The 24,195-nt window shown below is 39.2% G+C and carries 20 protein-coding genes; 2 read left to right on the top strand and 18 right to left on the bottom strand.

The features are described from left to right. Positions 1–9: 9 nt before the first annotated feature. The 6 genes from ACQ96U_RS10660 to ACQ96U_RS10635 form a co-directional block, all read right to left on the bottom strand. A complete protein-coding gene (locus tag ACQ96U_RS10660) occupies positions 10–525 on the bottom strand; it encodes a phage tail protein (RefSeq protein ID WP_431721234.1) in 516 nt (171 codons plus the stop codon). A gap of 36 nt (positions 526–561) precedes the next feature. Continuing rightward, positions 562–1,065, bottom strand: coding sequence for a phage tail protein (locus tag ACQ96U_RS10655; protein WP_431721233.1), 504 nt, complete (start codon positions 1,063–1,065; stop codon positions 562–564). A gap of 68 nt (positions 1,066–1,133) precedes the next feature. Next, positions 1,134–1,652, bottom strand: coding sequence for a GNAT family N-acetyltransferase (locus tag ACQ96U_RS10650; RefSeq protein WP_431721232.1), 519 nt, complete (start codon positions 1,650–1,652; stop codon positions 1,134–1,136). Between the two features lie 286 nt (positions 1,653–1,938). After that, positions 1,939–4,068 (bottom strand): HlyD family efflux transporter periplasmic adaptor subunit, encoded by a 2,130-nt coding sequence (locus ACQ96U_RS10645; RefSeq protein ID WP_431721231.1) that lies wholly within the window; start codon positions 4,066–4,068, stop codon positions 1,939–1,941. Next, positions 4,068–5,501 (bottom strand): efflux RND transporter periplasmic adaptor subunit, encoded by a 1,434-nt coding sequence (locus ACQ96U_RS10640; protein ID WP_431721230.1) that lies wholly within the window; start codon positions 5,499–5,501, stop codon positions 4,068–4,070. Before ACQ96U_RS10640 ends, ACQ96U_RS10645 begins: the two co-directional genes overlap by 1 nt. Positions 5,502–5,567: 66 nt before the next feature. Next, on the bottom strand, positions 5,568–6,350 hold the full coding sequence (locus tag ACQ96U_RS10635) for an efflux RND transporter periplasmic adaptor subunit (protein WP_431721229.1): 783 nt from the start codon (positions 6,348–6,350) through the stop codon (positions 5,568–5,570). 602 nt (positions 6,351–6,952) lie between these two features. Here ACQ96U_RS10635 and gbpA point away from each other — a divergent pair. After that, on the top strand, positions 6,953–8,413 hold the full coding sequence (gene gbpA, locus ACQ96U_RS10630; protein WP_431721228.1) for an N-acetylglucosamine-binding protein GbpA: 1,461 nt from the start codon (positions 6,953–6,955) through the stop codon (positions 8,411–8,413). Between the two features lie 87 nt (positions 8,414–8,500). Here the strand turns inward: gbpA and ACQ96U_RS10625 are convergent, their stop codons facing one another. After that, complete coding sequence (locus tag ACQ96U_RS10625) at positions 8,501–10,576, bottom strand: leukocidin family pore-forming toxin (RefSeq protein WP_431721227.1); 2,076 nt, start codon at positions 10,574–10,576, stop codon at positions 8,501–8,503. Between the two features lie 989 nt (positions 10,577–11,565). Between ACQ96U_RS10625 and ACQ96U_RS10620 the strand changes: the two genes are divergently transcribed. Then, a complete protein-coding gene (locus tag ACQ96U_RS10620) occupies positions 11,566–12,285 on the top strand; it encodes a hypothetical protein (protein WP_431721226.1) in 720 nt (239 codons plus the stop codon). 99 nt (positions 12,286–12,384) lie between these two features. On the opposite strand, the gene ACQ96U_RS10615 is transcribed toward ACQ96U_RS10620, so the two are convergent. The 11 genes from ACQ96U_RS10615 to hutG form a co-directional block, all read right to left on the bottom strand. Further along, positions 12,385–13,371 (bottom strand): LPP20 family lipoprotein, encoded by a 987-nt coding sequence (locus ACQ96U_RS10615; RefSeq protein WP_431721225.1) that lies wholly within the window; start codon positions 13,369–13,371, stop codon positions 12,385–12,387. Between the two features lie 48 nt (positions 13,372–13,419). Further along, entirely contained in the window at positions 13,420–14,727 is a 1,308-nt protein-coding gene (locus ACQ96U_RS10610; protein WP_431721224.1) for a hypothetical protein, read from the bottom strand. Between the two features lie 123 nt (positions 14,728–14,850). Continuing rightward, positions 14,851–15,453, bottom strand: a complete 603-nt coding sequence (locus ACQ96U_RS10605; protein ID WP_431721223.1) for a penicillin-binding protein activator LpoB — start codon at positions 15,451–15,453, stop codon at positions 14,851–14,853. Next, the gene (locus ACQ96U_RS10600; protein ID WP_431721222.1) at positions 15,453–16,004 is read right to left on the bottom strand and encodes an LPP20 family lipoprotein; all 552 of its coding nucleotides are present in this window, start codon (positions 16,002–16,004) and stop codon (positions 15,453–15,455) included. The genes ACQ96U_RS10605 and ACQ96U_RS10600 overlap by 1 nt, the downstream gene beginning before the upstream one ends. A gap of 323 nt (positions 16,005–16,327) precedes the next feature. After that, positions 16,328–16,879 (bottom strand): GNAT family N-acetyltransferase, encoded by a 552-nt coding sequence (locus ACQ96U_RS10595; RefSeq protein ID WP_431721221.1) that lies wholly within the window; start codon positions 16,877–16,879, stop codon positions 16,328–16,330. 70 nt (positions 16,880–16,949) lie between these two features. Continuing rightward, a complete protein-coding gene (locus tag ACQ96U_RS10590) occupies positions 16,950–17,198 on the bottom strand; it encodes a PAAR domain-containing protein (RefSeq protein ID WP_431721220.1) in 249 nt (82 codons plus the stop codon). A gap of 74 nt (positions 17,199–17,272) precedes the next feature. After that, positions 17,273–17,857: a hypothetical protein gene (locus ACQ96U_RS10585; RefSeq protein ID WP_431721219.1), complete on the bottom strand. Its 585-nt coding sequence runs from the start codon at positions 17,855–17,857 to the stop codon at positions 17,273–17,275. 83 nt (positions 17,858–17,940) lie between these two features. Next, complete coding sequence (locus ACQ96U_RS10580; protein ID WP_431721218.1) at positions 17,941–19,494, bottom strand: GNAT family N-acetyltransferase; 1,554 nt, start codon at positions 19,492–19,494, stop codon at positions 17,941–17,943. Positions 19,495–19,654: 160 nt separating this feature from the next. Beyond that, positions 19,655–21,187: a histidine ammonia-lyase gene (hutH, locus tag ACQ96U_RS10575; protein WP_431721217.1), complete on the bottom strand. Its 1,533-nt coding sequence runs from the start codon at positions 21,185–21,187 to the stop codon at positions 19,655–19,657. Positions 21,188–21,360: 173 nt separating this feature from the next. After that, positions 21,361–23,028: a urocanate hydratase gene (gene hutU / locus ACQ96U_RS10570; protein WP_431721216.1), complete on the bottom strand. Its 1,668-nt coding sequence runs from the start codon at positions 23,026–23,028 to the stop codon at positions 21,361–21,363. 63 nt (positions 23,029–23,091) lie between these two features. Continuing rightward, on the bottom strand, positions 23,092–24,162 hold the full coding sequence (gene hutG, locus ACQ96U_RS10565) for a formimidoylglutamase (RefSeq protein WP_431721215.1): 1,071 nt from the start codon (positions 24,160–24,162) through the stop codon (positions 23,092–23,094). Between the last annotated feature and the right edge of the window lie 33 nt (positions 24,163–24,195).

Below are 24,195 nucleotides of genomic sequence, written 5' to 3'. Positions count from 1 at the left end.
GAGATTCCTTTAATTCCGTTGAGGGTATATACCTTGCAATGCGATAATAAAATTGACACATAAAAATGGCATAACATTATTGTGAGGTTGATCGCCTCCAGTATTTCCCACTTGGCTTGGCGACATAGCCACTAAATTCGCATGCGTTGATAAGTAAATCGGCTGACCATTTGCCAATACCCGACTTTGTGGCTCTATGCTATCTGCCATATTATTACTTGCCTGTACTTGGTGAGTATGAGCAGGCATTTGTGGAACTGTCAGAGTGACTTCTTCAACCCCCATCCGTTCACCAATAGTACGAGGCGTTAAACCTGGCCCAGTGCCTTGGTTTACAGGTAAGCGACCACGCATGTCTGGTAATGCAAAGGTGCTTCGACCATCACCACCATAACTATTTCCTAATAGCGAAAATAATGCACCATTTTCAGTCACGGGAATCAGGTTATTATCACAAAATGCCCAATGCACAGGAGCAAAGTTACCCGCAAAAATTCTGATTTCACCTATATAGGGCTCAGCCATTATTCTATTCCTCTGTAATTTATTCCTGATAGAGACTTAACTTCTTGGTGGAAATAATCCCGTCAGCGCAATGCAAAAATTAATTACTTGCGATGGCTGCATATTAAAATGAGCTTCACCACCACCAGTCGCCATTAAGGAATTACCCATCTCCACTAAATTGGTGGCTGGACCATAAATATTTCTACCACTCGGCTCCATTGCTAACACTTGATTGCTCGGTTCATTTGTCTCTGCAGGTTGACTATTCGCTTGCATTTGATGGTTATGACGAGGCAAGTTTTCGACGGTTAACATAACCGTTTCACTTCCACCTTTCTCACCTATTCGATAACCATTACCCATATGAATGGGAACACGACCTTGTAAATTCGGTAAACCAAATGTGGTACGGCCATCACCGCCGTAAGCAACACCTAATAGAGAAAAAAGACTAGGGTTACTCGCAATGGGTAAAACTTGTCCATCACACTTGGCCCAGGTTCTAGGCGCAAAGTCAAACCCGAACATATTTATTTGGCTAATATACGGTTCAGACATAAGTTCACTTCCTTTTTTGTTTTGTTTCAAAATACCCAAACGCTGGATATAATCCCTTCACAAATGTTTTAAGCTGTCATCTCCTTACCAGATGGATACCATGCCATTCGTTCATACGGTGGATAAAAGCCTTCAACTATAAACCCTAATTTCTTGTACAGCTTTTTAGCCGCCCAATTGCTTTGATGTACACTGAGAATCAGGGGTGAGCGACTTTTGCCTGCAGCTAATTGCAATGCTTTTAATACACTTTCTCCATATCCTTTATTTCTGGCTTCAGGAATAAAGGCAATATCTACGACATGTACAACTTCGTTTGAAAAATCAAGAGTAACTCGACCAATAGGTTGTTGTTGCTTTTCTATAATAAAATAGAAAGCGTGTGGAAACATTTCTCCATAGCCTACTGCTTGAGCATGGCACTGTTGCTCAATAAGCGTTTCCACAAAGTCTTCATTCCCATCGATTAATCGCAGGTCATCACGTGTTGATCGATATAATGTATTAATAAAGTATTTATCAGAAGAGGTCGCCGGACGAAGTGATATTCCTTTGGAGAACCCATTCAGATCCATTGAAGTAACCATTACTTCTCCAGAATTAGTATTTTTGTTTTTAATACCCCACAGACGCATACCCTTTGCTGCAGGTATACGTAAGTATAGTGCGAATATTTTTTTTGCCTATGACTTGGTATCAAAGAGAAGCTTTCTAAAAACAAATTTATAAAAAGAACAAAAAACCAGTGATGCTATACCTTCATCACTGTTGATTGGTTTATGTAGAGGAAAGGTTAAATACTGTATATGAGGTAAACTTTGGGTAGTAGCAATCCTTTAAGCATCCCTTTAAACACCCCTTTAAGCATCAAAATTAGAAACTTGTTTCCCTGATAAAAACTTGCAAAATATGATTAATAAATGATTCAACCATACTGTAAGAGTTTACCTCAACAGAAATCTGTCCCCTGATGACATGCTCTAACCTAGTCGGAAATAACTGTTTAGGTTTCAATTTGATGCGAAATAATGCTTCTTCATTAACAAGTGTGCCATTACTCTCGACTCTCACAGGAATATCCCCACCATAAATAGATGCAAGATAAGGGGTATCAAGTGAGTGACTATGTATCAAGCTAACTGATGTTACCTCACAGTCAATAGGGGCTAACTCAGGTATATCAGGATAAAACCTGGCTGAAGCACCATCGATGATTTTTTTAAGATCTCTCTCAGGGACATACGCCTCAATCATTCCACTTTGAGTATTCACTAATAATGCAATCTGCTGCTTTGAGTTAACCCAAGTACCTTTCACCAAACCATCTTTTAACTGTAGTATTTCCCCATCCATTGTCGCTTGTATTGATAATTTTTTTTGCTTTTCTGTTAATCCTTGCAGCTTACTCTCTACCTCTGCTAACTGTTGAGCAATCACCGAAGTGGCATCTAACATCTCAGGAGTAGAACCACTGCGTTTCAATACAAGCTGTAACATATTATGACGAGCTTCAGCACGTTTAATTTCATAATACAGATTGGGTGTTGATAAACGAAATAACTCATCGCCCGCTTTTACTTGTTGCCCATGTTTAATGGTTACTTGACTCATTTGCGCCTCAACGGGTGGATATATACGCTGGAACAACGTGGCAGCATATATACCTGGTAGCTCAACGGTAGAGAACCAGGGAAAGCACGCTAGAAGAAGTCCCGAAATAATAAGTAAGGGCAATATGATCTTTCGGCGCGTAGGTAATTGTGGTCTAAGTTTCCACCATACACTCATTTCATTGACAACCGGTTTAATTAACAAGACGCCAATCTCAACGATAAAAAGGATTATTCCTAACAGTTTAAACGCAATACTATAAAGCAGAATGGCGATACCTAAAAATATTAAAAATCGATAACACCAAGTGAAAATAGCATAGGCTATTAGAGTATAATGCCGGGCTTTAGGAAAAACCTCTGGTGGGTCTGCCTTAATGCCAAAAAGTAACTCTCGAAGCCACCACTTTGCTAATGCAAAAGATCGGGGTTGCAAATTGGGTGTATCCAGTATATCCACTAAAACATAATAACCATCAAAACGCATAAATGGGTTTAAATTAATCAATAAACTAAAAACCCAGGTAGTTGTTGCCACAATAAACATAACAGACTTTAAACCACCTTCAGGAAGGAAGCTCCACACAAATGTGGCAACCCCCGCAATAGCTAACTCTGTGGCAACCCCAGCAATACCGATTTTAATTCTTTGATTTCTTTTGCTTAGCTTCCAAGCTTCCGTAGCATCAGTATATAACACAGGCCATAGCACCATAAATGCAACCCCCATTGAAGGTACTTTTAGGCCGAAGTGTTTACAAGCATAAGCATGACCAAACTCATGAGCTACTTTAATACAGCTCAAGGTAATAAAAAATGTTAATGCGCCAGAAATACTATATAAATAACTAAAACTATGAATAAAGTAATCAAGTTGACGTAACACTAACAAGATGCCAAATAATGTCAGCCCCCCAAAAACGATAAGCATTCTTGTAGTAAAAAGATGACAAATATAAGGGTATGTTACTGTTAAAAAACGATCAGGCCTAATCAGTGGAATTCTAAAAAACAGATAGTTCCTAAGTAACCAGCTTTTCCAGCCCTTATTCATAGCAAAATAACGATCAATAAGCACTCGGTTAGCCTTTTTATCCAGAACTTTAAGTAGCTCATTTTTATACAAAAAAACAAGCAGTTTTTCTATATCTGCAAGCTCATAACATTTTTTGTTATTTTTATTACAGCACATTAATACTTCAGCTACCTGCCGATGATGCCAATGGCTGAGTAAAATAAATTCTCGCTCACCGATATAAAAAAAACGTTGGCTCACAGGATCATGCAAGGTCCATGATGGCTCACCCGTTTTGGTTCTGGGTCCAGGCAATAACTGTAGCTCCTGACGGAGTTCTGGCAAAAGGCTATTTAAATCGAGTTTATTGTCATCCATTACAAACCAAACCAACGCCTCGCTTCTGAAAGCGGCCGTCGAAAGATGTAATACACTAACGGAACATAGTCAGCATATAATTTTACTACACCTTTCAAGCCCAGCCTGGGTAATTGTTCATCAGACTGAAAACTGGCCTTTAGGCGATAAGCAAGTATATCCTGAGGTGACAGTTCAGCCTCGTAGCTGGTTTGTTCCAATTTAGCAGGAATTGAGTTCAAAGGGTCAACATTCAAAAACAACCTTAATGGCGCACCTGATTCTAAATTAATGGCATCGTCAACAGGCAACCAGATATCCAGCCATGTATCATGAATATCAGCAATCGTCATAATTTTTTCACCTACAACAACAGGCTTACCAATCCAGTCATTAGGATCACTAAAAACGACAACACCATTATGTTGAGCCACAATTCTAATTCGTTCCATTAAAGCCTGCTGATAATCAACTTCGGCTTTTTTCTCTGCAAGTGTTGCCTTTAAAACAGCTAATTCAGCTTTACTCCGCACATCTGCAAATGCTTGTTGACTCGCTCTCATATAGTTTGCCCGCGCAACATCATAAGCTTTTAGCGCCAAACTGTGCTGATTACGAATGACGGTGTCATCTAATGTAAAAAGAATATCTCCCTTAACAACATTCTGATTAGGTTGCACCATTATTTCTTTAACAACCCCTTCCAGGGGGGCTGTCACTAATATTGGCTGACGAGCTACCACCTGAGCAGAAGCCAAAACACTTAAGCGAACAGGAATAATACTCATCATTAACAGGGCTAAAATGATCCACTTTTTACGACCGGCTAAAATACGCTTGATCTGTTGTTGAAAAGAGTGCTTGGGGGTTAAAACTTGCCATGTATATGCGTAAGCCTCCATTAACCTTGTAAGTATAACCTTATCGTTTTGCTCCCATAATGCTCTTCTAATCAACCATACTCCACCCAACAATCGCTTCCGATTATCAAGCAAAGGACACCACAAAACGTGACCTGGGCACCAATGGCACCATTCACTCCTTAAATCATCACTTAACATACCTGGGTTAATATCAATAAACTCAGTCAATGAATGATGTTTTGCAACATGGTATATAACAGCATGAAGCCAGATAATAAAAGGAGATTCCTTATCAATAGTTGACTGTGATGAAACGGTTACTGCGGAAAATGAATAAACAGACTTTGTTTTATTTTTTTTACTGGAGTGAACCTGTTGACTTTTAAATACTACAGACTGGTCATAAGGAACTAGACGAATGGTTTCATTACTAATGGTGAAATATAAATCCACTTTTTTTTCTAACAGTCTCAATTCACTTTCTAAAGAAAGTAGTTCTAAAAGACGCTGGAACTTATGGTCATCCGTTGCCTCTTTGACTTGATTTAGCCGTTGAGCTTGTTTATTTAACTGAACTTTCGGAGTATCCATACTCTATCCTTGTAGCAGTCCATTTAACAAGTCACTCTCTCCTTATGCGATTAAATATAAAGAAAGCTAAAGTTCTCCTTTGGGAAAATAGGCTGTGCCACTCATGCCAGCAATAAGTTCTGGCGGCTGCTGATCAATTAATGCTTTAACCGCAACCGTCTGACTGGCAGAATCAACTTTAGGTATAATTTTTTTGATGACCGCCTGATAGTTCTTTCTTGTTTCATCAATGGTAAGCTGAAAACGTTTACCCACACTAAGCCAATTCAACCATCCAGAAGGAACAAATAAGTCTAATTTTAGAGGCTCGTTATCAATAATAGAAATAAGCGGTGTACCATAAGTAACATTTTCATGTTCGTTCACTACCTTTTCTACCACCCACCCATCAAATGGCGCATAAATGGTACAATGCTTAACCATAACCTGATTATAAGCATACATCGCTTCTGATTTATCAACTTCTGCGGCAGCAACAGCAAGATCCAAACGGCTACCAGCTGATAATTTATTTAACTTCTTTTGAATTTGATAGGTTTTTTTAGCGATTTCATACTGAGCTTTAGTTGACTTTAAATTGGCTAATGGCTCATCACAATCAAATGTCACTAACGTATCATCTTTTTTAAATGACTCTCCTTCTTTTACTTTGAACTCTGCAATACGACCATTCATTTGGCTGGATAACTTAGCCTCCTTGTTTGGGACAAGTAGCACTCTCACTTGTTGATCTGACTCAGTTATACTATTTACATCACTGGCCATACCTTCCTGTAAAAAAACTATTTGTAATAAAATTGTGACGAACAGCAAAATTCCATAGCCTTGTATGTCCATGCTTTCCTTCATTAACCCTACTTATTTAGGTTTAAGATACGCTCCACAGGTATATATAAGCATAGCGGCTTTTTGTGTGTTTTTTCACAGCATGTTAATACGTAGCCTATACCGCATAATACCTGCCGCCATTCATCTTGAATCATGTCACACTTGTCTTATAACTGAGTCAAAGTTATTTATTATAAACAACAAGTTGTTAAATATGATGACTTATTCAAAGAATATTATGAAAAATATAGTCATAATTATTTAATGTTTATTACATATATAAACTGATGTGTCGTAGAAAAATATATATCTATCATGAACTGATAGCATAAATGTCAAGTTATTCGCCTAGTCTTGTATTTATTAATCTGAAAAAATGAATCCAAATTCTTCTTTGCACTTGATGAGCTACTGTAATAACAACTTTTTTCGCAGTAAAACTTAAGTCTTCATCACAAACAAATGAAGCCCTGGAGATGTACCTTATTAAAAGGTATAAGTCATTAAGGGTATATATGTCCATGGGTTGATACGTCATACCCCTGCGGTAGAAGAAGTGACATTAATGACCCCCATGAGGCTTTCGCTTTGCTGTATTTTAGTGAACAAATGAGGCTTTCCTAATGCGTAAGCAACACACTCTTTTATCGCCACCATTGACTAAAATTGCATTAATTAGCACCCTGTTTATTGCTCAGGGCGTCATGGCTCACGGTTATGTTTCTTCACCTGAATCCAGGTCTTACAAATGTAAGCTTGGTCAAAATGTAAATTGTGGCCCAGTTCAATGGGAACCCCAAAGTGTAGAAGGCCCTGACCGTTATCCCGAATCTGGTCCTGCTGATGGAAAAATAGCGAGTGCAGGGCTAAGCCAGTTTTCCCAGCTAGATGAACAGACAGCCACTCGTTGGCATAAAAGCACTATTAAGCCAGGTCCAAATAAATTCTCCTGGCATTTCACAGCCAATCATGCGACACGAGATTGGCGATACTTTATTACCAAAAATGACTGGAATCCTAATCAAGCGTTGACTCGAAGTTCTTTTGAAGCAACACCTTTTTGCTCAATCGACGGCAATCAATCTCGCCCACCCGTTGATGTCACACATGACTGTAATGTGCCTGAACGTAATGGATACCATGTTGTTCTCGCAGTCTGGGATGTAGGGGATACGGTTAATAGTTTCTATCAAGCTATTGATGTTAATATTTCTGGCAAAGGAAGCCCTGATCCAGATGTACCGGATACACAATGGCAAGATATTGGTGATATTAATCCGACAATGAATCTTCAATCAGGAGATCAGGTTAAAGCTCGCTTTTTTAATAAAGAAGGAGAGCAAATCAACTTAACAACGTCTATCACCATAAACTCTGCCAAAGAAGGTCAAAAAAATAACTGGCCTCATTTGCTTGCCACTGAAATCAATAAGCAACATAAATCCCTTGCAGCTGGTCAACTTGGCAAGGATGGCAAAATAGTCCCCACAATGGGCCAGAATAATATTTACACACTTCAGACAAGTGATATCCGTCGTGCTGAAGTACAAATCGTTAAAGACCAAAAACCTGATCCAAACGTTAATGTTGGTGGATTAAAAGATAACTACGTTATTCAAAACAATGAAGCGAATGTTGACTTCACCCTAACCAGTGCAGAAAAACTTACTGTTGATTACCTTGTATTTGACAAAAATAATGCTCAAGTAGCCTTTGGTTCAACAGCTGTTAACAATAGTACTGAAAGTGTTGTCATTAACATAAAAAATGCTCGCCCTGGTGACTACACACTTGTCATTAAAACGAAAACATTTTCTTTAGTACAACAAACTTATCAGTTTAAACTGGTCAACGATTCTACAGACCCTGGCGATGATGGGCAAAATGGTGATTACGACTACTCTTTTCCTGAAGGAGTAAGCAATTATAAAGCAGGTACTACGGTGCTTCAGCCTAAAAATGGCAAAGTCTACCAATGTAAACCTTTTCCATACAGTGGCTATTGTAAACAATGGACCAGTACATCGAATAATTTTGAGCCAGGAGTTGGTTCTCACTGGAAGATGGCTTGGGACGAGCAATAAAGCATATAAATAAACTACAAGTCGTACAAAAATGGGGCATTAATGCCCCATTTTTGTTTCACGCTTTTTCTTACTTGTCATGAACTATTAATAATTTACTGTCATAACCCTTTCTGGCTCAATATTTCTGACATAGTTCTTCCAGTTTTGGTACTCACTAGAATCTTTATTAACCAATTTAACTTGTCCACCGACAATTGCCAGAGACTTATCACCTAACTCGCTTTTTAACGAGTCACCTTCCCAGCGCCATTTCTGGTTTGCAGCCGCTGAGCAACTTTTTACTGTCAGCGTTCCATCACTCTCAGCTGTTAAGCATCGATCAGCGGTTACCCGAGACTTATAACGCTGGTACTGATCAAGACCCCATAGCTGATTATTCGCATAATGACAGTCATACCCCACAACTGCGGCTCCTTCCTGAGTAGAATTACCCTGTACATCCAAGCAAACCCCATTGCTACTGGCATATTTATAGGCCTCAATTGAGACATTTATTTCTGGCTCAAATACAGGTGCCTCCCAATTTACTGTAAAGACTTTAGGTAATGTATACTTTGACCCCTTATAGGCCCAAGGAGTATATACTTGGGCCAAACCAGCATACTGAACTCGTCCACCCAACGCTGCCACAGTAATTCGATTATTAATCGTAAACCTTGATTGACCCCGCTTATCTGCTGAAACTCTAAAAGTAGCACTGAAACCAGGCTTATAATTTGCGTAAGATGCTGCGGTAAAAGAACTGTCTTTAAAGAACCAGTCACTACACCATAATGGACAAGTCCCATGAACTCTCCAGTTCTCACTATCCTCCTCAAACTTACGGTCCCAAACCCATTTTGCTCGGTCTTGACTGCCAGCTCTCGATTGGTTCTCTATAGTGTATTCATAGGCTTTATAGGAGACCCAACGCTGACTGTTGTAACTAAAGCTTCCTTTAGCATCCACACCAACAGTGGGACCTTTTTCCCCCACTTCAGCTTTACCTCCTGCTTCAACGCCAATGGTTATTCCTGTTACTTCACGAATTTCTGACTCTTTTGGCTTATTATTTGGCGTAGTGTGGTAAAGATGTACATCATTATCACTAGGAATCACTTCCACACCATAATCTATAGCAACAGGACCAAACCACGTAATACGATTGGTCCAACTCTCAAACCAAGTATGTTTATGAGTGGGTTTATCTACCAAATGCCATCCAGCGCCACCGCTGGCAGAACCTCCACCCGAGCTACCATCACCTGGGTTTAATGTGATACGAACATATTTCGCATTATCCGCATTATTATCGCCACCTCCGTTAAATGGCACAGAGCGGACAAAATCAATGTTATAAAATAATGAAACACTGGCTTTGCCATCACAGGCATCTTCAATCATGCTATTCCAGGTAGCATTATTCGTAAAACCATTCCCTTCAAATTCATCACCTACACGACACTTAAAGCCAACATGCCTAAACTCTAATGGAATGGTAACCTCAGGACGATAATTGGTTCCTTCACTGCTAGATGCTGCTACACTGCTATAAGCCAATGCACTCCTTTTTGTCCGTTTCGATCTTTTCTCACTACTAGACTTTGTCACATTGCCGACATTATCCCAGGTAGAAATAATATTTTTGACTTCTGTTATTAAATACTCTGTTTGTTCATTAGCGGAAAGCTCATTATTAACAGAAAGGGATTTATACTCAGCTTTCCCATTAGTTCTACGAACAGCAACAATAGGATCCGTCAAGCCAATACCAATGATCGCTGCAATTGTCTGTGATACAGTGCTATTATTGACAACAGCAGTATTATCAATAATCACTGTTTTACCCATACGATAGGCAGCTCTGGCTAGAGCAATTTCATCTTTGCTTAAATAGTTCGAGGTATTAACAATAACTAATTGAGTTTGTTTTAAGTCATCTAAACTATACGCCGAAACAGTTTGCCAACTTTCATTTTGTACAAAACTTGTTGTGAATTCACTGGGTGAAGATACTGTTGCTATTTGCTTTTGAGTGATTAGGTAACCCGGTAATTCGTTAAATTCTTCATTTGCTGTAACGGGAAGATAGTTAAAGAGGGAAACACCTATAATACCAACTCGCAGAGAAGTCCACAGCCTGCGCTGTATAGCGCAGACAAGCTGCTTCTTATTTAACATCACAGTCCCCTTAAAACTTAGTTATATTTTTGTTTCAATTTGATCCTAAAACAATTTACACCCTCTCCCTAATAGTAAATTATTTTTAAACTCACTTTTTAATTCCATATCGTTATACAGTAATATATTAATAAACTCATAACATTATGATTTAAAAGAAATATTTTTGTTACACAAAACTTTTTCTCAAACTAAGTCACATTTAGCATTTCGTTATTAGTTACAAAAAAACACGCCATGAGAACAGCACATTAATACTATTAAAAATTAGTTCAAAATATTTCACGCTTAATACAGACTAATTCCCTTATTACAACTAACGGGCATCTCTAATTACAAATTTTATATGCCAAGCAATTTAATTAACAGAAACTAAGTAGTAAATTAACAACATATTTCTTTTCAAACAATATTAACAAAGCATAATTTACTACTTTACCATACAAGCTAAAACACATAAGGACACATTTTCCCAAAGTCTCTATAACGTTCAAAGCGGGGTTGTCGAGATTGAACTAGCTAAAGAAATAGGTGTGAAATATTTAACAAAACAAATTCTTTGTTTTATTCAGGCAATGGATATATTCACTTATTTAGTCTCAATAAAAAAATTAAAGTTATAGTTTGGGGAACGTGAACATCACAAAAAATATTTATAGTGGTTACTTAGCGCATATAGAAATAAACACTGCATCTAAATTAAGTTATTTACTCTAACTTCGAAACAGTATTGAAACAAACGAAAGGATAGCAAATTTTTTTATTTTTTTTCAGCACACCTAAAATTTATTGCTATAGTTCTATCGTGTCATTCAATGTCATGGAGTCTATTGATAACCCCATCTATACCCGAAAAGGTATCTGAATCAATAGCACTTCTAAAGGTAAGTTTTACTTACTTTTAACTAATGACACTTATCTACTCCTATCTTACGCAAGGACACTGCGTGAGGATAACTTTTTTTCAAATTTAGGTTAACGAGGGAATCATGAGCATCAATTGGAATGAAGGACAACTTATTACACTAGGACAAGGTGAAACTGCCACTTGTAATGGAAATTTAAACAATGGTCAGCTTTACTGCTTGTTCTTCTATAATGCGGCAGGAAATGACGCAGATACTAATGTTTCTATCGTATGGTCAAACAGCCAGCCTCCTGTACAAGTACCCGTTCCAGGCACTACTGGTAACAAAGGTAAAGCAGCGCTTTGCTTCATTGATGGTAGCGAAACTAACACTGTTTCTGCTAACGTTTTGCAAGGCAGCCCTGGTGCCAAAATTCAAGCATTTATTGGTAGCGTTAAAATGCCAATAAATACTCAAGGCATCGAAAACAGACAGCTTCCACTGGATGGAGACCGTCATAGTTTTAATAAATTTACTCGGTACTATGCTGTTCCTGAAACTCATTGGTATGCTGCCCAACTTCAAAGCAATATTAATCAGTTTATTTCTGTTCAATTTGCAGAGCATCAAGCAGAAGTTAAAGTTGTTAATAGCGTAGTTGATCCCAACTTAGTTATTAAATATGCAGGCTCTTCACAAAGCTTAGTTAAAGTTGAAAAATCAGATTCACAATCAATTGCTTGGAACTTACAAGGTAATGGCCAACAACTAGTTTGGATCAATGCTGACAGTGTTCAAGATAGCCAAGGTGCTTCTATCACTGTTCAATCACTAAGCAATGTTTATGCTGAACAAAGATAATTAACTATAAAAAGTTAATTTAAAATTAGAGTCTATTACGTCAGTTATCTGCAGAGCATTGGATAACTGACGTTTTTAAATGTCCTAAATAAATTAATATTAAGATTCTGTTGTTAACATCGAGTAAAAATAAGCAGGTAGTTCTTTCACTAAATGATCACTCAAACGCTGCTCAATCAAATTCTCCTCTTGCGAAGAAACTTTAAAAGGCCAACGCTTTTTCGCTAAACTCGTTTCTCCATGATAAATAACCAGCTCAGCTGAACCTCTTAGCCAAAACCAACCTTGCCTATAAGAAATGGGAGCCCTATCAATATTCAACTTTATTTTATAGTCTGTATGATTTGTAATAGGAATACCGACCCCACTAATAACCGATGCTAATAAATCAAAGTCTTTTTTCCTATCAGCATCAATGGAAAATTGTAGTGTAGAAAGCCCCTGTTCTATCTGTTGTTTAATGGTTTCAGCAGTGATCTTGCTTGTGATACCTCTACCCATTAAAACACTTAACCGAGTATTTTCAATCTCTCTCTTTATTTGAAACTGTCTTGCTTTCTCCAACGAAGCTAACGCCACTATAGGGTTTTTAGCCTGTTTCTGCGCATACAGTATTGCATCATTTGTATTACAATCAGCAGCCAGGATTGACTTTCTAAGTCTTCTGGCAAGAGGTGATTTTTTTAGTACGGCCAGGCTATAATAACGCCCATCTTTTGACTTGTATCGTTCAACAACACGGACACCTTCAAGTACCTGTTTTGTTTCTGTATTAACTTGCCTCATAAATTTTTGTTCATTGAGAAAACGCTTTTCACTCTCACTTCCATCTAAACTGGCTTGCGAAAAGTCAGATGAGACATCAGCAACACTCACTTCAAAAAATTTTCCTAAATTCGCTAATGCTCTATCATCTGCTACATGCTGTGTATCTGCCTCGCCCACGGCAATCACAAACTGTTTTTCAGGATAAGCTTTTGGTTGTATGGTAATCCAATCAGGTTGTCTAGGTTGACTTACACAACCAGAGACAATAACTATATAGATAAAAATCGTAAATAAGCGAAAAATATCAGTTATTTTCACGATTAGAAGCCTTAAATAATTTATTTTTAGTCAAAAAACTTGTGTTTACTACATGTAGTGGCTATAAACTCGATTAGTTACTCCAGGCACAAAAAGAAGTACTTTTTGTCCTGCTTTAATATCTAACATAAACTCGTCCAGTTTTTCCCCTCTCACCATTGATTTACCAACTGGTTGATCATTGGTCGCTCCTTTTACTTCACTCAAAAACAATAGTGGATTCCAATAATTATTTTTTACTTTTGAAACCTGCCTCTTTGTTTGATTAGGAAACAACTGATAACGTCCAGGTGCTAATTTAACCCTAGCGACCTGTATTGAAGAAGGCAACATATTCCAACTTCTCACATCAGCGGCCTCTGTTAATACTGAGGCTAAATTCAGTAGTATGGAAAGTCCTTCAGCATTTTGCCCCTGGCTCACCTTTATCGCTAAATGCTTTGCCACCATCCGCGCTAATGCGGTTGAATAAATGACCTTTTTCTGAGCATCAAGATCTTCTCGTACAATTTTTTCCACATTTTCAATTGGTTCTGTTTTAAAAATATTATCGCCAGTGGTAAATACCAGTGGCATTATTGGCTTACTTTTATCGGGGTAATAAGGTAATGCTAACGTAACATTATGCTCTAGTTTTGGAACATACACAGTGATAAAGTTTTGTTTTTTAGCACTGACCACACCATCCCAAAATATAACAGTCACTTCACCTTTTTTGTGATCAGCTCGGGCTGTTTTTCGCCCAAACAAATTAACATATTTTTTATATTCATTCTTTAAGCCCAATAAATAACTGCACCGTAACAGGCTATTCTGCAATACATCAGGAATTTCCATGTCTCTTTTTTTCATAAAACGAGCTGCATTACGATAACTGATCATTGCATTATCAACTTCATTATGCAGCTCATAAACCAATCCAGCCAAGTATTCCATACTTGCCAAACGACCCGTTAACTCACTTGTTTCTGAAAACTTTTTGGCTTTTACTTGAGCTTGAAGAACTTCTACTCGTGCCTCATCCAATTGCCCTTTAAGTAAATAATTAGTTAACAGAATCTGATGTAAAAGCATTTGCTCACCAGGCGTAGCGGCATAACTTTTTAGCGTATCATTGACTGTCACAGCTCCAATATTTTCACTAATGCTAATAGCTTCTACTTGCTGAATGACACTCTTGGCTTCTTGTAAATCTTTAATGGAGCCATCGAAATCACCTGACAAACTTTTCAGAATACCAAAATTAAGAAGGAACTGTACTCGGTCACGCTCAGGAAATGCTATATTTTCTAAATCAGTTAAAACTTTTTCTGGGGGGCTGCTTTCCAAATCCGACGCAAGAGCATTTACTCTCATTGATGTTATCGAACATCCCTGTAATAACATGCATAACAATACCCCTAAAAGTAAGGGGTATTTGTATTTTATGATTCTCATCAGCAAACTTTCGAGGTATCTTTTAGTGTATGAGTGTATGGTTTAATAACGAAACTTGCTATTTTCAACAAACTTTTTAATTTTTTTCTGTCCCAACCATACCTTTCGATTATCAGCCATACTCACCAGTGTCAGATCCACTTGATAATACCGAACCTGTTTATTGTCATTTACATCAATAATGGTATTAATCTGCCCTTGCAACATAAAGTCAGCGCCACGTTCCTGACCAGCCGCATTGCGTGTATCCTCACTTGCATGTAAATCCTGATCCATACGTTCTTCACGAACTTCATTACGATCATTTCGAGAAGCCACAAACTCTACACGCCCTGAATTAACCAACTCACGCTCTAACTCAGCAACAAATGTTCGTACATTAATATGCTCATGACTTAAGTTACGCACACTCCCAACAATCACCGCTGGCGTTTTACCTCTGCGTGCTGAAAAATTACTCAACCAAGGTCTATTGAGTGCATCACCAATCATTTCTCTAGCAACAAGCTGTGAATCAGTATCATTCCAAGCACCACTAAGATCTATAGATTCGTCAGCCCCCATTCGCGTAACTTTTGTCACATTACACGCAGTTAACAGAAACCCTACTAAACCAATGGTTAATAACTTCATTACTTGTTTCACTACTTATTTCCCTTCATAAAGCGATCAAAATTCAGATTTGCATTCTTGATAAAGCGTCTTTTAAAGCGCTCACTTAATTTTTCTGCACGTTTAATCGACTTTTCCAACTTATCCAGATCTAACTGGGCTATTGCATAGATATCCTGTGTATTTTGATCTCGCCAGTGACCAATAATTTTGGCGCCCGTTAAAGCAAGCTGCGTTTGTGCATTTATTTCACGCTCAATGTTCGTATCAACATCCTCACCATCGCTACCTTGATAATCGGTATGTAATGTATCCATCGATACTGATAGGACTTTAGCAATTTCAGCCCTGGCACGGTTTTCAGCGGTTGATTTTTGCAATGAAAAATCCCCAATATTTGGAGCCATACCTACGCCATAAATAAAACGACCGTCTTCATTTGATACGGCTTGTGTTCCTTCATTGACCCATTCAGGTGCCCCTTCAATGCCTAAGTCGCTTTTGACTCTTATTTCACTGGAACAGCCTACCAAAAGTACTGCACTCAGTAACCATAAACTGATAAAGAAAAATGGCTTTTTCATTGCCCACCTAATCCTGGAGAAATTGATTAATTATTCCTTAAACCACCAGAAAGCAGCTTATTGCAAAGTGAATATAAAACGCAGTGGTCATTTCACCTACAGCGGTAGTTATATTAGAGAATGGATTATAACCATGAACCAGGCATGGGCAAGAGATTTGAACAAGATTTTTTTATAGCAATGTGGCTGTACATGATCAAAAATCAACCGATCATAATGCAACACTTCAATAATCAACTGGTTATAAAACACATACTTGTACTTTAGTTAATTCTTATTTTAAGCATAATTAAATTATTAAACTTCAAAATAAAACTACCATTTCAGAAGTTAATTGCATAGAGCATCATATATCTCTGACATGTATTTTCTGCACTATCGTCATTACTGATTACATTACTCTTAAGTAATTCATCCTGTATTCCAATATACACCAAACCCAGTTTACTCAGTAACCGAATACACGACATATTGTCAGATGTTGTGATCGCAACAACTCGCTTTAAGTTCAATGTTTGTTTAGCATAATCAAGAACTGCACGTGCTGATTCATAAGCATAACCCAATCCGCAGAACTCTGGTAAGAATCCATATCCTATATCAATATCATCTAAGTTATCTCTTTTAATTAATCCACATATCCCTAATGGAATGTGCTCATTTTTTGACTCAACAAGATACAATCCTACCCCTTCCTGAGCATACATCCTAATAGGCACTTCAATAAGATATTTTTTTGCATCTTCAACAGATTTAATATTCTTATCACCTACAAATGCTATAAATGGCTCTGTATTATATAACTTAAAAATAAATAATGAATCATCTACAGTTAAGTACCGAATTATTAATCTTTCCGTTTCAGCAACTACCATTTATTCCTCAGTACATTTTTAAGTTTATTTTAAGTGCTATATCTAGAAGATTATTAGCGATCTTCTTTTATTAAGCTGTGCTAATTTTCGGACTTCCAGGACCAATTATAATACTGCCATTACTTACCTGACTACCCACAATTGCGACAGGTCGACCATCAACTAATACAGATGCACTACCAGAAACAATTGTACTACCATCACTTAACTTGTCACCTACTCTAGCAACAGATAATCCTTGGTCTTTCATAAATGTACTTCCTTCAATAATAGTATTCCCTTTACCATCTTTATCTCCCACTCTAGCGACTTTGAGCATGTCACCACCACTTTTTTCAAAATTTATGGTTTTCCTCACCTTTAATTTACATCACTTCGTATAAAAATATTACATTACCCTTGGGGTCTTAAGTTTTTGAGAATAGTTAGTCCTTCATTGAAAACCTCCCCTTCTAGATCATTCGAAAGATAGGTCACGGTTGCAAGGATTGATTTTCCTACTGTGATAACGCAGCTTGTCACCTGTTTAAATTCTCCAGGTGGAGGCTGCTTACCCACCCATTTTTTATCTGTAAAAGACGAATATACACCTCTCATAGAATCGCCCTGTATTTTATGTATAGTGATTTTCCCCTCTACAGAACCAGATACATACTGCATAGATGTTTTATTTATTAAGGCAACCATTTTATCATCATTCATTTTGAATGGAGCGCCATCTTTCGATCCTATAAATGTGATTAAAATTTTATAATCACCATTAACAAGATTAATAGTTTTTGCCGGAAGTTCAGGTGGGGACATCATTTTGATTAACTGCCATCCTTCAGGCAGCATCACACTTACTGAGCGAGTATCATCTAACGCGACACTTTCATTAGAAAAGAGCAGTTCTGAATAGGAAAGCAATATAAAATAAACAATAAAAACAGTACGATAGCTAGCTATCGCATTGTTTAAAGATATTAAATTTTGCATAGTCTGGCTCACTTACTTCTACTATTGACTAAAAAACAGCTTAGTCTAACTACCTTAATAATTACCAAAAATGTGCAGTTTTTTTAATCACCCAACCAGTCGATTCGATACAAATCGCGCCGCCGATCCAAAAAGTTACGGACCGAACCTTCATTTTGTAATATCTGTAATTTTTTAAGATCAACATCTACAATTAATGTCATCTCAGTATTCGGTGTTGTTTCTGCCATAATGGCGTCATGAGGAAATGCAAAATCAGATGGCGAAAATACAGCGGTATGGCCATATTGAATATCAACACTATCCACTTTGGGTAAGTTACCAATACTTCCCGCAATCGCGACATAGCATTCATTTTCGATAGCACGTGCTTGTGCACATCGACGCACACGAAGGTAGCCATTTTTAGTATCGGTCCAAAAAGGCACAAGCAATATCTGCATATCTTGATCCGCGAGCAAGCGTGCTAATTCCGGAAATTCAACATCGTAACAAATTAAAACACCCACTCGCCCAAAGTCAGTATCAAATAAATGAAGGTCATTGCCTCCCTGCATTATCCAGTCTTTTTTTTCATGGGGAGTAGGATGCAGTTTATATTGTGCTTCATAAGTTCCATCTCGTTTACACATATAAGCAACATTATATAATTCATCATTTTCAATTAAGGGCATGGAACCAGCTATAACATTAATATTATAACTCACAGCCAATTTAGATATTTCTTCCCGAATTTGATCAGTAAACTCTGACAAAAATCTAATAGCTTCTACTGAATTTTTGTGGTGCTGCAATCCCATGAGTGGTGCATGAAAGAACTCAGGAAACAAGGCCACGTCGCAACGATAATCTGACAACGCATCAATAAAATATTCTACCTGCTGCAGTAAGTCTTCAACACTATGCAACTCCCGCATTTGCCACTGTACACAACCTATCCGTGCTGTATTTTTTTTAGCCCCAAATAATTTCCTGCGTCGTGGATTATAGTAAATATTAAACCACTCAAGCAGTGTTGCAAAACCTTTCGAATCTTCATCTTCAGGCAAATAATCAGTAAGAACTCTTTTAACTTCAAAGTCGTTCGACAATTGAAATGTTAAAATAGGATCATATATTTCTTTGCGCTTAACCGCTTCAATATATTCTTGTGGTGATAAATTTTTACCATGCTGTTTATAATGAGGAATTCGTCCACCGGCAATAATGGCACGAAGATTTAGACTACGACAAAGTTCTTTTCTTGCTTCATACAATCTCCGACCTAAACGCATATCTCTGTATTCAGGATCAACAAATACATCAACCCCATAAAGTACATCACCATTGGGGTCATGGGTTGTTAAATAAGCATTTCCTGTAATTTCATCGTAGGTATGCTCATCACCAAACTGGTCATAATCAACAATCACTGAAAAAGCAGCAGCAACAACAACGCCATTATCATCAATACAAATTTGACCTTCAGGAAAGGTTTTGAGCATTGTTTTATATTTGGATTGTGGCCATCCTCCTCCCATTTGAGGATACACCCGATCCATAATATTCTTAATATCAGCGTAATCATCTAGCTTTAAATTTCTAAGCTGTAATCTGTGATCAATATTTTCATCACCATTACCTGTTGAGTTACCCATGTCAAACCTCTGCAACCCTATTATTTTTTTCTTGCTTCACTTAAAAGGTTATTTGATTTTAATTAATTATAGTGACATTTAGGCTAACATGGACTGATGAATAAAAAGGAGGCATGAGCCCCCTCTTAAAACAATGCTTTATTCAAAAACATTCTATTTTTCACCTAATGCTCTGACTAGGTAACAATGGCTGTGTAATTAACGGATATAATACACCCTGTTGTATCAATTGACTGGCTATTTCAATATCCGGAGAAAAGTATCGGTCTTCCTCATAAAACTTCACTTTCTCTCGCAATATATTGTATGCCTGCTGTAATGGTGCTGATGTCAGTAACGGTTTTCTAAAATCCAGTCCCTGTACAACGCCCAACCATTCAATAGCAATGATACCAGCAGTATTGACAGCCATTGTTTTTAACCGGCGTGCGGCATATGTCGCCATTGAAACATGGTCTTCCTGATTAGCCGAAGTGGGTAAACTATCAACACTTGAAGGATGTGCCAGACTCTTGTTCTCACTGGCTAATGCAGCTGCTGTCACTTGTGCAATCATAAATCCAGAGTTCACGCCACTATTAGCAACCAAGAAAGGCGGCAACTGACTCATATGCTTATCTACCAGCAAAGCAATACGACGTTCAGACAAAGCCCCCACCTCAGCAATGGCTAATGCCAAATTATCCGCCGCCATGGCAATAGGTTCTGCATGAAAATTACCACCCGAAACAATATCGTCTGCAAACACCAACGGATTATCAGACACTGCATTGGCTTCAGTAATAATGATATCTGCTGCATTACGTATCTGTTGTAAACATGCCCCCATAACCTGAGGCTGGCAACGTAAGGAGTAAGGGTCTTGTACACGATCACAATTAACATGTGAGTCTTCGATTTGGCTTTTATCCAATAAGCTTCTAAACATTGAAGCGACATCTATCTGTGCCTGGTGCCCTCTCACTTGATGTATTTCTGCCATAAATGGTTTACGGCTGCCCAATGTGGCATCGACACAGGTTGCCCCCGTTACCATTGCTGCAGCAAAAACATCTTCTGTGGCAAATAATCCTGCCAATGCCAGTGCCGTTGAAGCTTGAGTGCCATTCAATAACGCTAAACCTTCTTTCGGGGCTAGGGTTAGCGGCTGCATATTGATGTGTTTTAATGCAACTGTCGCAGGCATTCGCTCACCTTTAAAAACAGCTTCACCCTCACCAATAAGTACGGCAGCCATATGTGCTAATGGTGCTAAATCACCTGAAGCGCCTACTGAACCTTGAGCAGGGATTAATGGATACACTTCTGCATTTAATAGATTACAAAGTGCCTGAATAACCTCAGAACGAACGCCAGAAAACCCACGCGCTAAACTGTTTATTTTCAGCAGCAACATCAACCGGACAACAGATTCATCTAGCGGATCACCTATCCCTGCTGCATGAGATAACACCAAACAACGCTGTAGTTTTTCTAATTCATCATCAGCAATGCGTGTACTCGCTAAAACCCCAAATCCTGTATTCACACCGTAAACAGTCTGTCCTTGAGCCAGCACTTGGGCAATCACATCAGCACTGGCAGAAATGGCTGACCATGCCTGATCATCTAAGGAAACCTGACATGGGCTTTGCCATACTTGCCTGAGTTGTGCCAAGGTTAATTGGCCGGGTTGCAACTTCATATGATCCATACTCGCTTTCTCCGGTCCTTTGCTAATAGGTCGTTGCAATCTATTTGGATTTACCCAGTTATTATTAAAAATTGCACGACCTTTTCAGTATTGTTTTAGAATGCTTAATTAATATCCCCACAGCAAAGGGTATACCCTTCATATTGGGTATATATAAGCATTTACATTATTTTTTATGCATCCAGCATTGGTAAATCCAACTGCTGTTCTTGGGCACACTTAACTGCGATGTCATAACCCGCATCAGCATGACGCATGACACCTGTAGCCGGATCATTACGTAATACACGCTGTAAACGGCGGTCAGCATCATCTGAACCATCACACACAATGACAAATCCGGCATGTTGACTGAATCCCATACCAACCCCACCACCATGGTGAATACTGACCCAGGTTGCACCACCTGCTGTATTTAGCATGGCATTTAATAAAGGCCAGTCGGATACAGCATCAGAGCCATCCATCATACCTTCTGTTTCTCGATTAGGACTGGCGACTGAGCCAGAGTCCAGATGATCACGCCCAATAACAACAGGTGCACTCAGCTCACCACTACGCACCATTTCGTTAAATGCTAAACCGAGTCTGGCCCGATCTTTTAACCCGACCCAACAAATACGTGCAGGTAAACCCTGGAATTGGATACGCTCTCGGGCCATGTCTAACCAGTTATGTAAGTGAGGGTTATCAGGAATAAGCGCTTTGACTTTGGCATCAGTTTTATAAATATCTTCGGGATCACCAGAAAGCGCAGCCCAGCGGAAAGGCCCTATGCCCTCACAAAACAAAGGTCTGATATAAGCAGGCACAAAACCAGGAAAATCAAAGGCATTGGTAACCCCTTCCTCCAATGCCATTTGCCGAATATTGTTACCGTAATCAAAGGTTTTGGCACCACGACTTTGTAATGTCAGCATGGCCTGAACCTGTTCAGCCATCGAGGCTTTAGCTGCTTTAATGACGGCCTGTGGATCACGCTCGCGCATCTCGTCGGCATGGGCTAATGACCAGCCTTTTGGCAGGTAACCATTCAGTGGATCATGGGCACTGGTTTGATCCGTAACTAAGTCAGGTAACACATTGCGTTCAACCAAAGCCGGAAATACGTCTGCTGCATTGCCCAGCAGACCGACTGATACCGCTTTACCCTGTACACAATGCTGTTCAATAAGCGCTAAAGCCTCATCCAAGCTGTAGACTTTGTGGTCCAAATAGCGGGTTTCCAGGCGTTTATCGATTCGGCTTTCATCGCATTCCACCGCTAAACAGCTAGCCCCTGCCATGGTTGCGGCCAGTGGCTGTGCACCCCCCATCCCCCCTAGACCTGCAGTAAGAATCCAACGGCCTGATAAATCACCCTTAAAATGCTGTTTGCCCGCAGCCACAAAAGTTTCATAAGTACCTTGCACAATGCCTTGAGAGCCAATATAGATCCATGAACCTGCCGTCATCTGGCCATACATCATTAACCCTTGTTTATCGAGGGCATTAAAATGATCCCAATTTGCCCAATGTGGCACTAGGTTTGAGTTAGCAATCAGTACACGTGGTGCATCCGTATGGGTTTTAAAAACACCCACCGGTTTGCCTGATTGCACTAATAAGGTTTCGTCATCCTCCAGTCGTTGTAACACTTCAACAATTTTGTCGTAGCAAGGCCAATCCCGAGCAGCACGACCAATCCCACCATACACCACTAACTCCTGGGGTTTCTCCGCCACTTCAGGATCTAAATTATTCATCAACATGCGTAATGGGGCTTCCGTCAGCCAGCTTTTAGCATGTAAATCCGTTCCTCGATAAGCACGAATCTTACGGCTTGAATCATGACGCTTCATAGTAATTAACCTCGCTTTAATCCTTATTATTTTTTAGATTTCTTATGGGTAATTTCTAAAAATTTATTGCAGTAAATTCGCCACCAGTCGAGCCGCTACTCTGGCGCTTATCTGGTCTCGATCATAGGTAGGATTTAACTCTGCAATATCGGCCAGCATCAGCTTATGGCTATAGTGCTGACGCAAATGGCTGATAATGTGCTCAACCACCAAGGGATGAACCCCCATAGCAGCGGGTGCACTGACCCCAGGAACCAATGCAGCAGGAAACACATCCATATCAATCGTCAGGTATAGCCAGTCGATCTCTGCCACAAAAACGTCAAGCCAGCTCAGCGTTTCAGGCAGTTGACTCTCGGAAAGCTGAGTATCAAACCGATACTGAACTTTCCATTGATCAGCTCGCTGGAATAACGCCTGGGTATTACTCCAACGACTAATGCCAAGACAACCATAGTGAAAAGGCCACTTATGCGCTTCACACCACTGTGCCGCTTGATAAAAAGGTGTACCAGATGAAGGCCCACTAGCACCTGGTTTTCTAATATCAAAATGCGGATCTATGTTGAGAATGCCAATTCGAGGTATCTGAGGCTGGCATAATGCCCACTGAGCCAGGCCCAGAAAGCTACCAAAGCCCACCTCATGGCCTCCACCTAAAACCATAGGGCTGCCACCCGCCTGAAAAATACCGGTAATAGCGTCTGCCAGTGTTTGTTGAGATTTAGCTAGATCAGCTTTGAGTGAACGATCCTCTTCAACACAAACCACATCACCACCATCCCAAACGGCAGCTTCAGACAATGTTCGAGTGCCTGCTTGTAATGATTGATCCTGATGTTTCACTACCCCATTGTGTTCGATGATATCGTCATGCCAAGGTAAGTTAGCAAGCGCTTTGCGAATAGCCTCAGGCCCAGCCGCTGCCCCCACACGTCCTTGATTACGACGCACGCCTTCCTCACAAACAAAGCCTAATAACACCTTACCTTGAGCAGGCCAGTCAGGTTTGGATAAACATTGCACTTGCTGATGCCAACGATAACCAGCTGTTCCTTCTTCAGTATCTTCTCGTCCTTGCCAAATAGTTACTGGCGTAGGCTTCCAGCATTTCAGCTCTATTTTTGATTCCATACTCCCCTCTACTTATTCTTTACTGCCTTTAAA

This window comes from Zooshikella sp. RANM57, assembly GCF_050749885.1.
GTDB lineage: Bacteria > Pseudomonadota > Gammaproteobacteria > Pseudomonadales > Zooshikellaceae > Zooshikella.
This window is presented reverse-complemented; position numbering and strand designations above follow the sequence as displayed.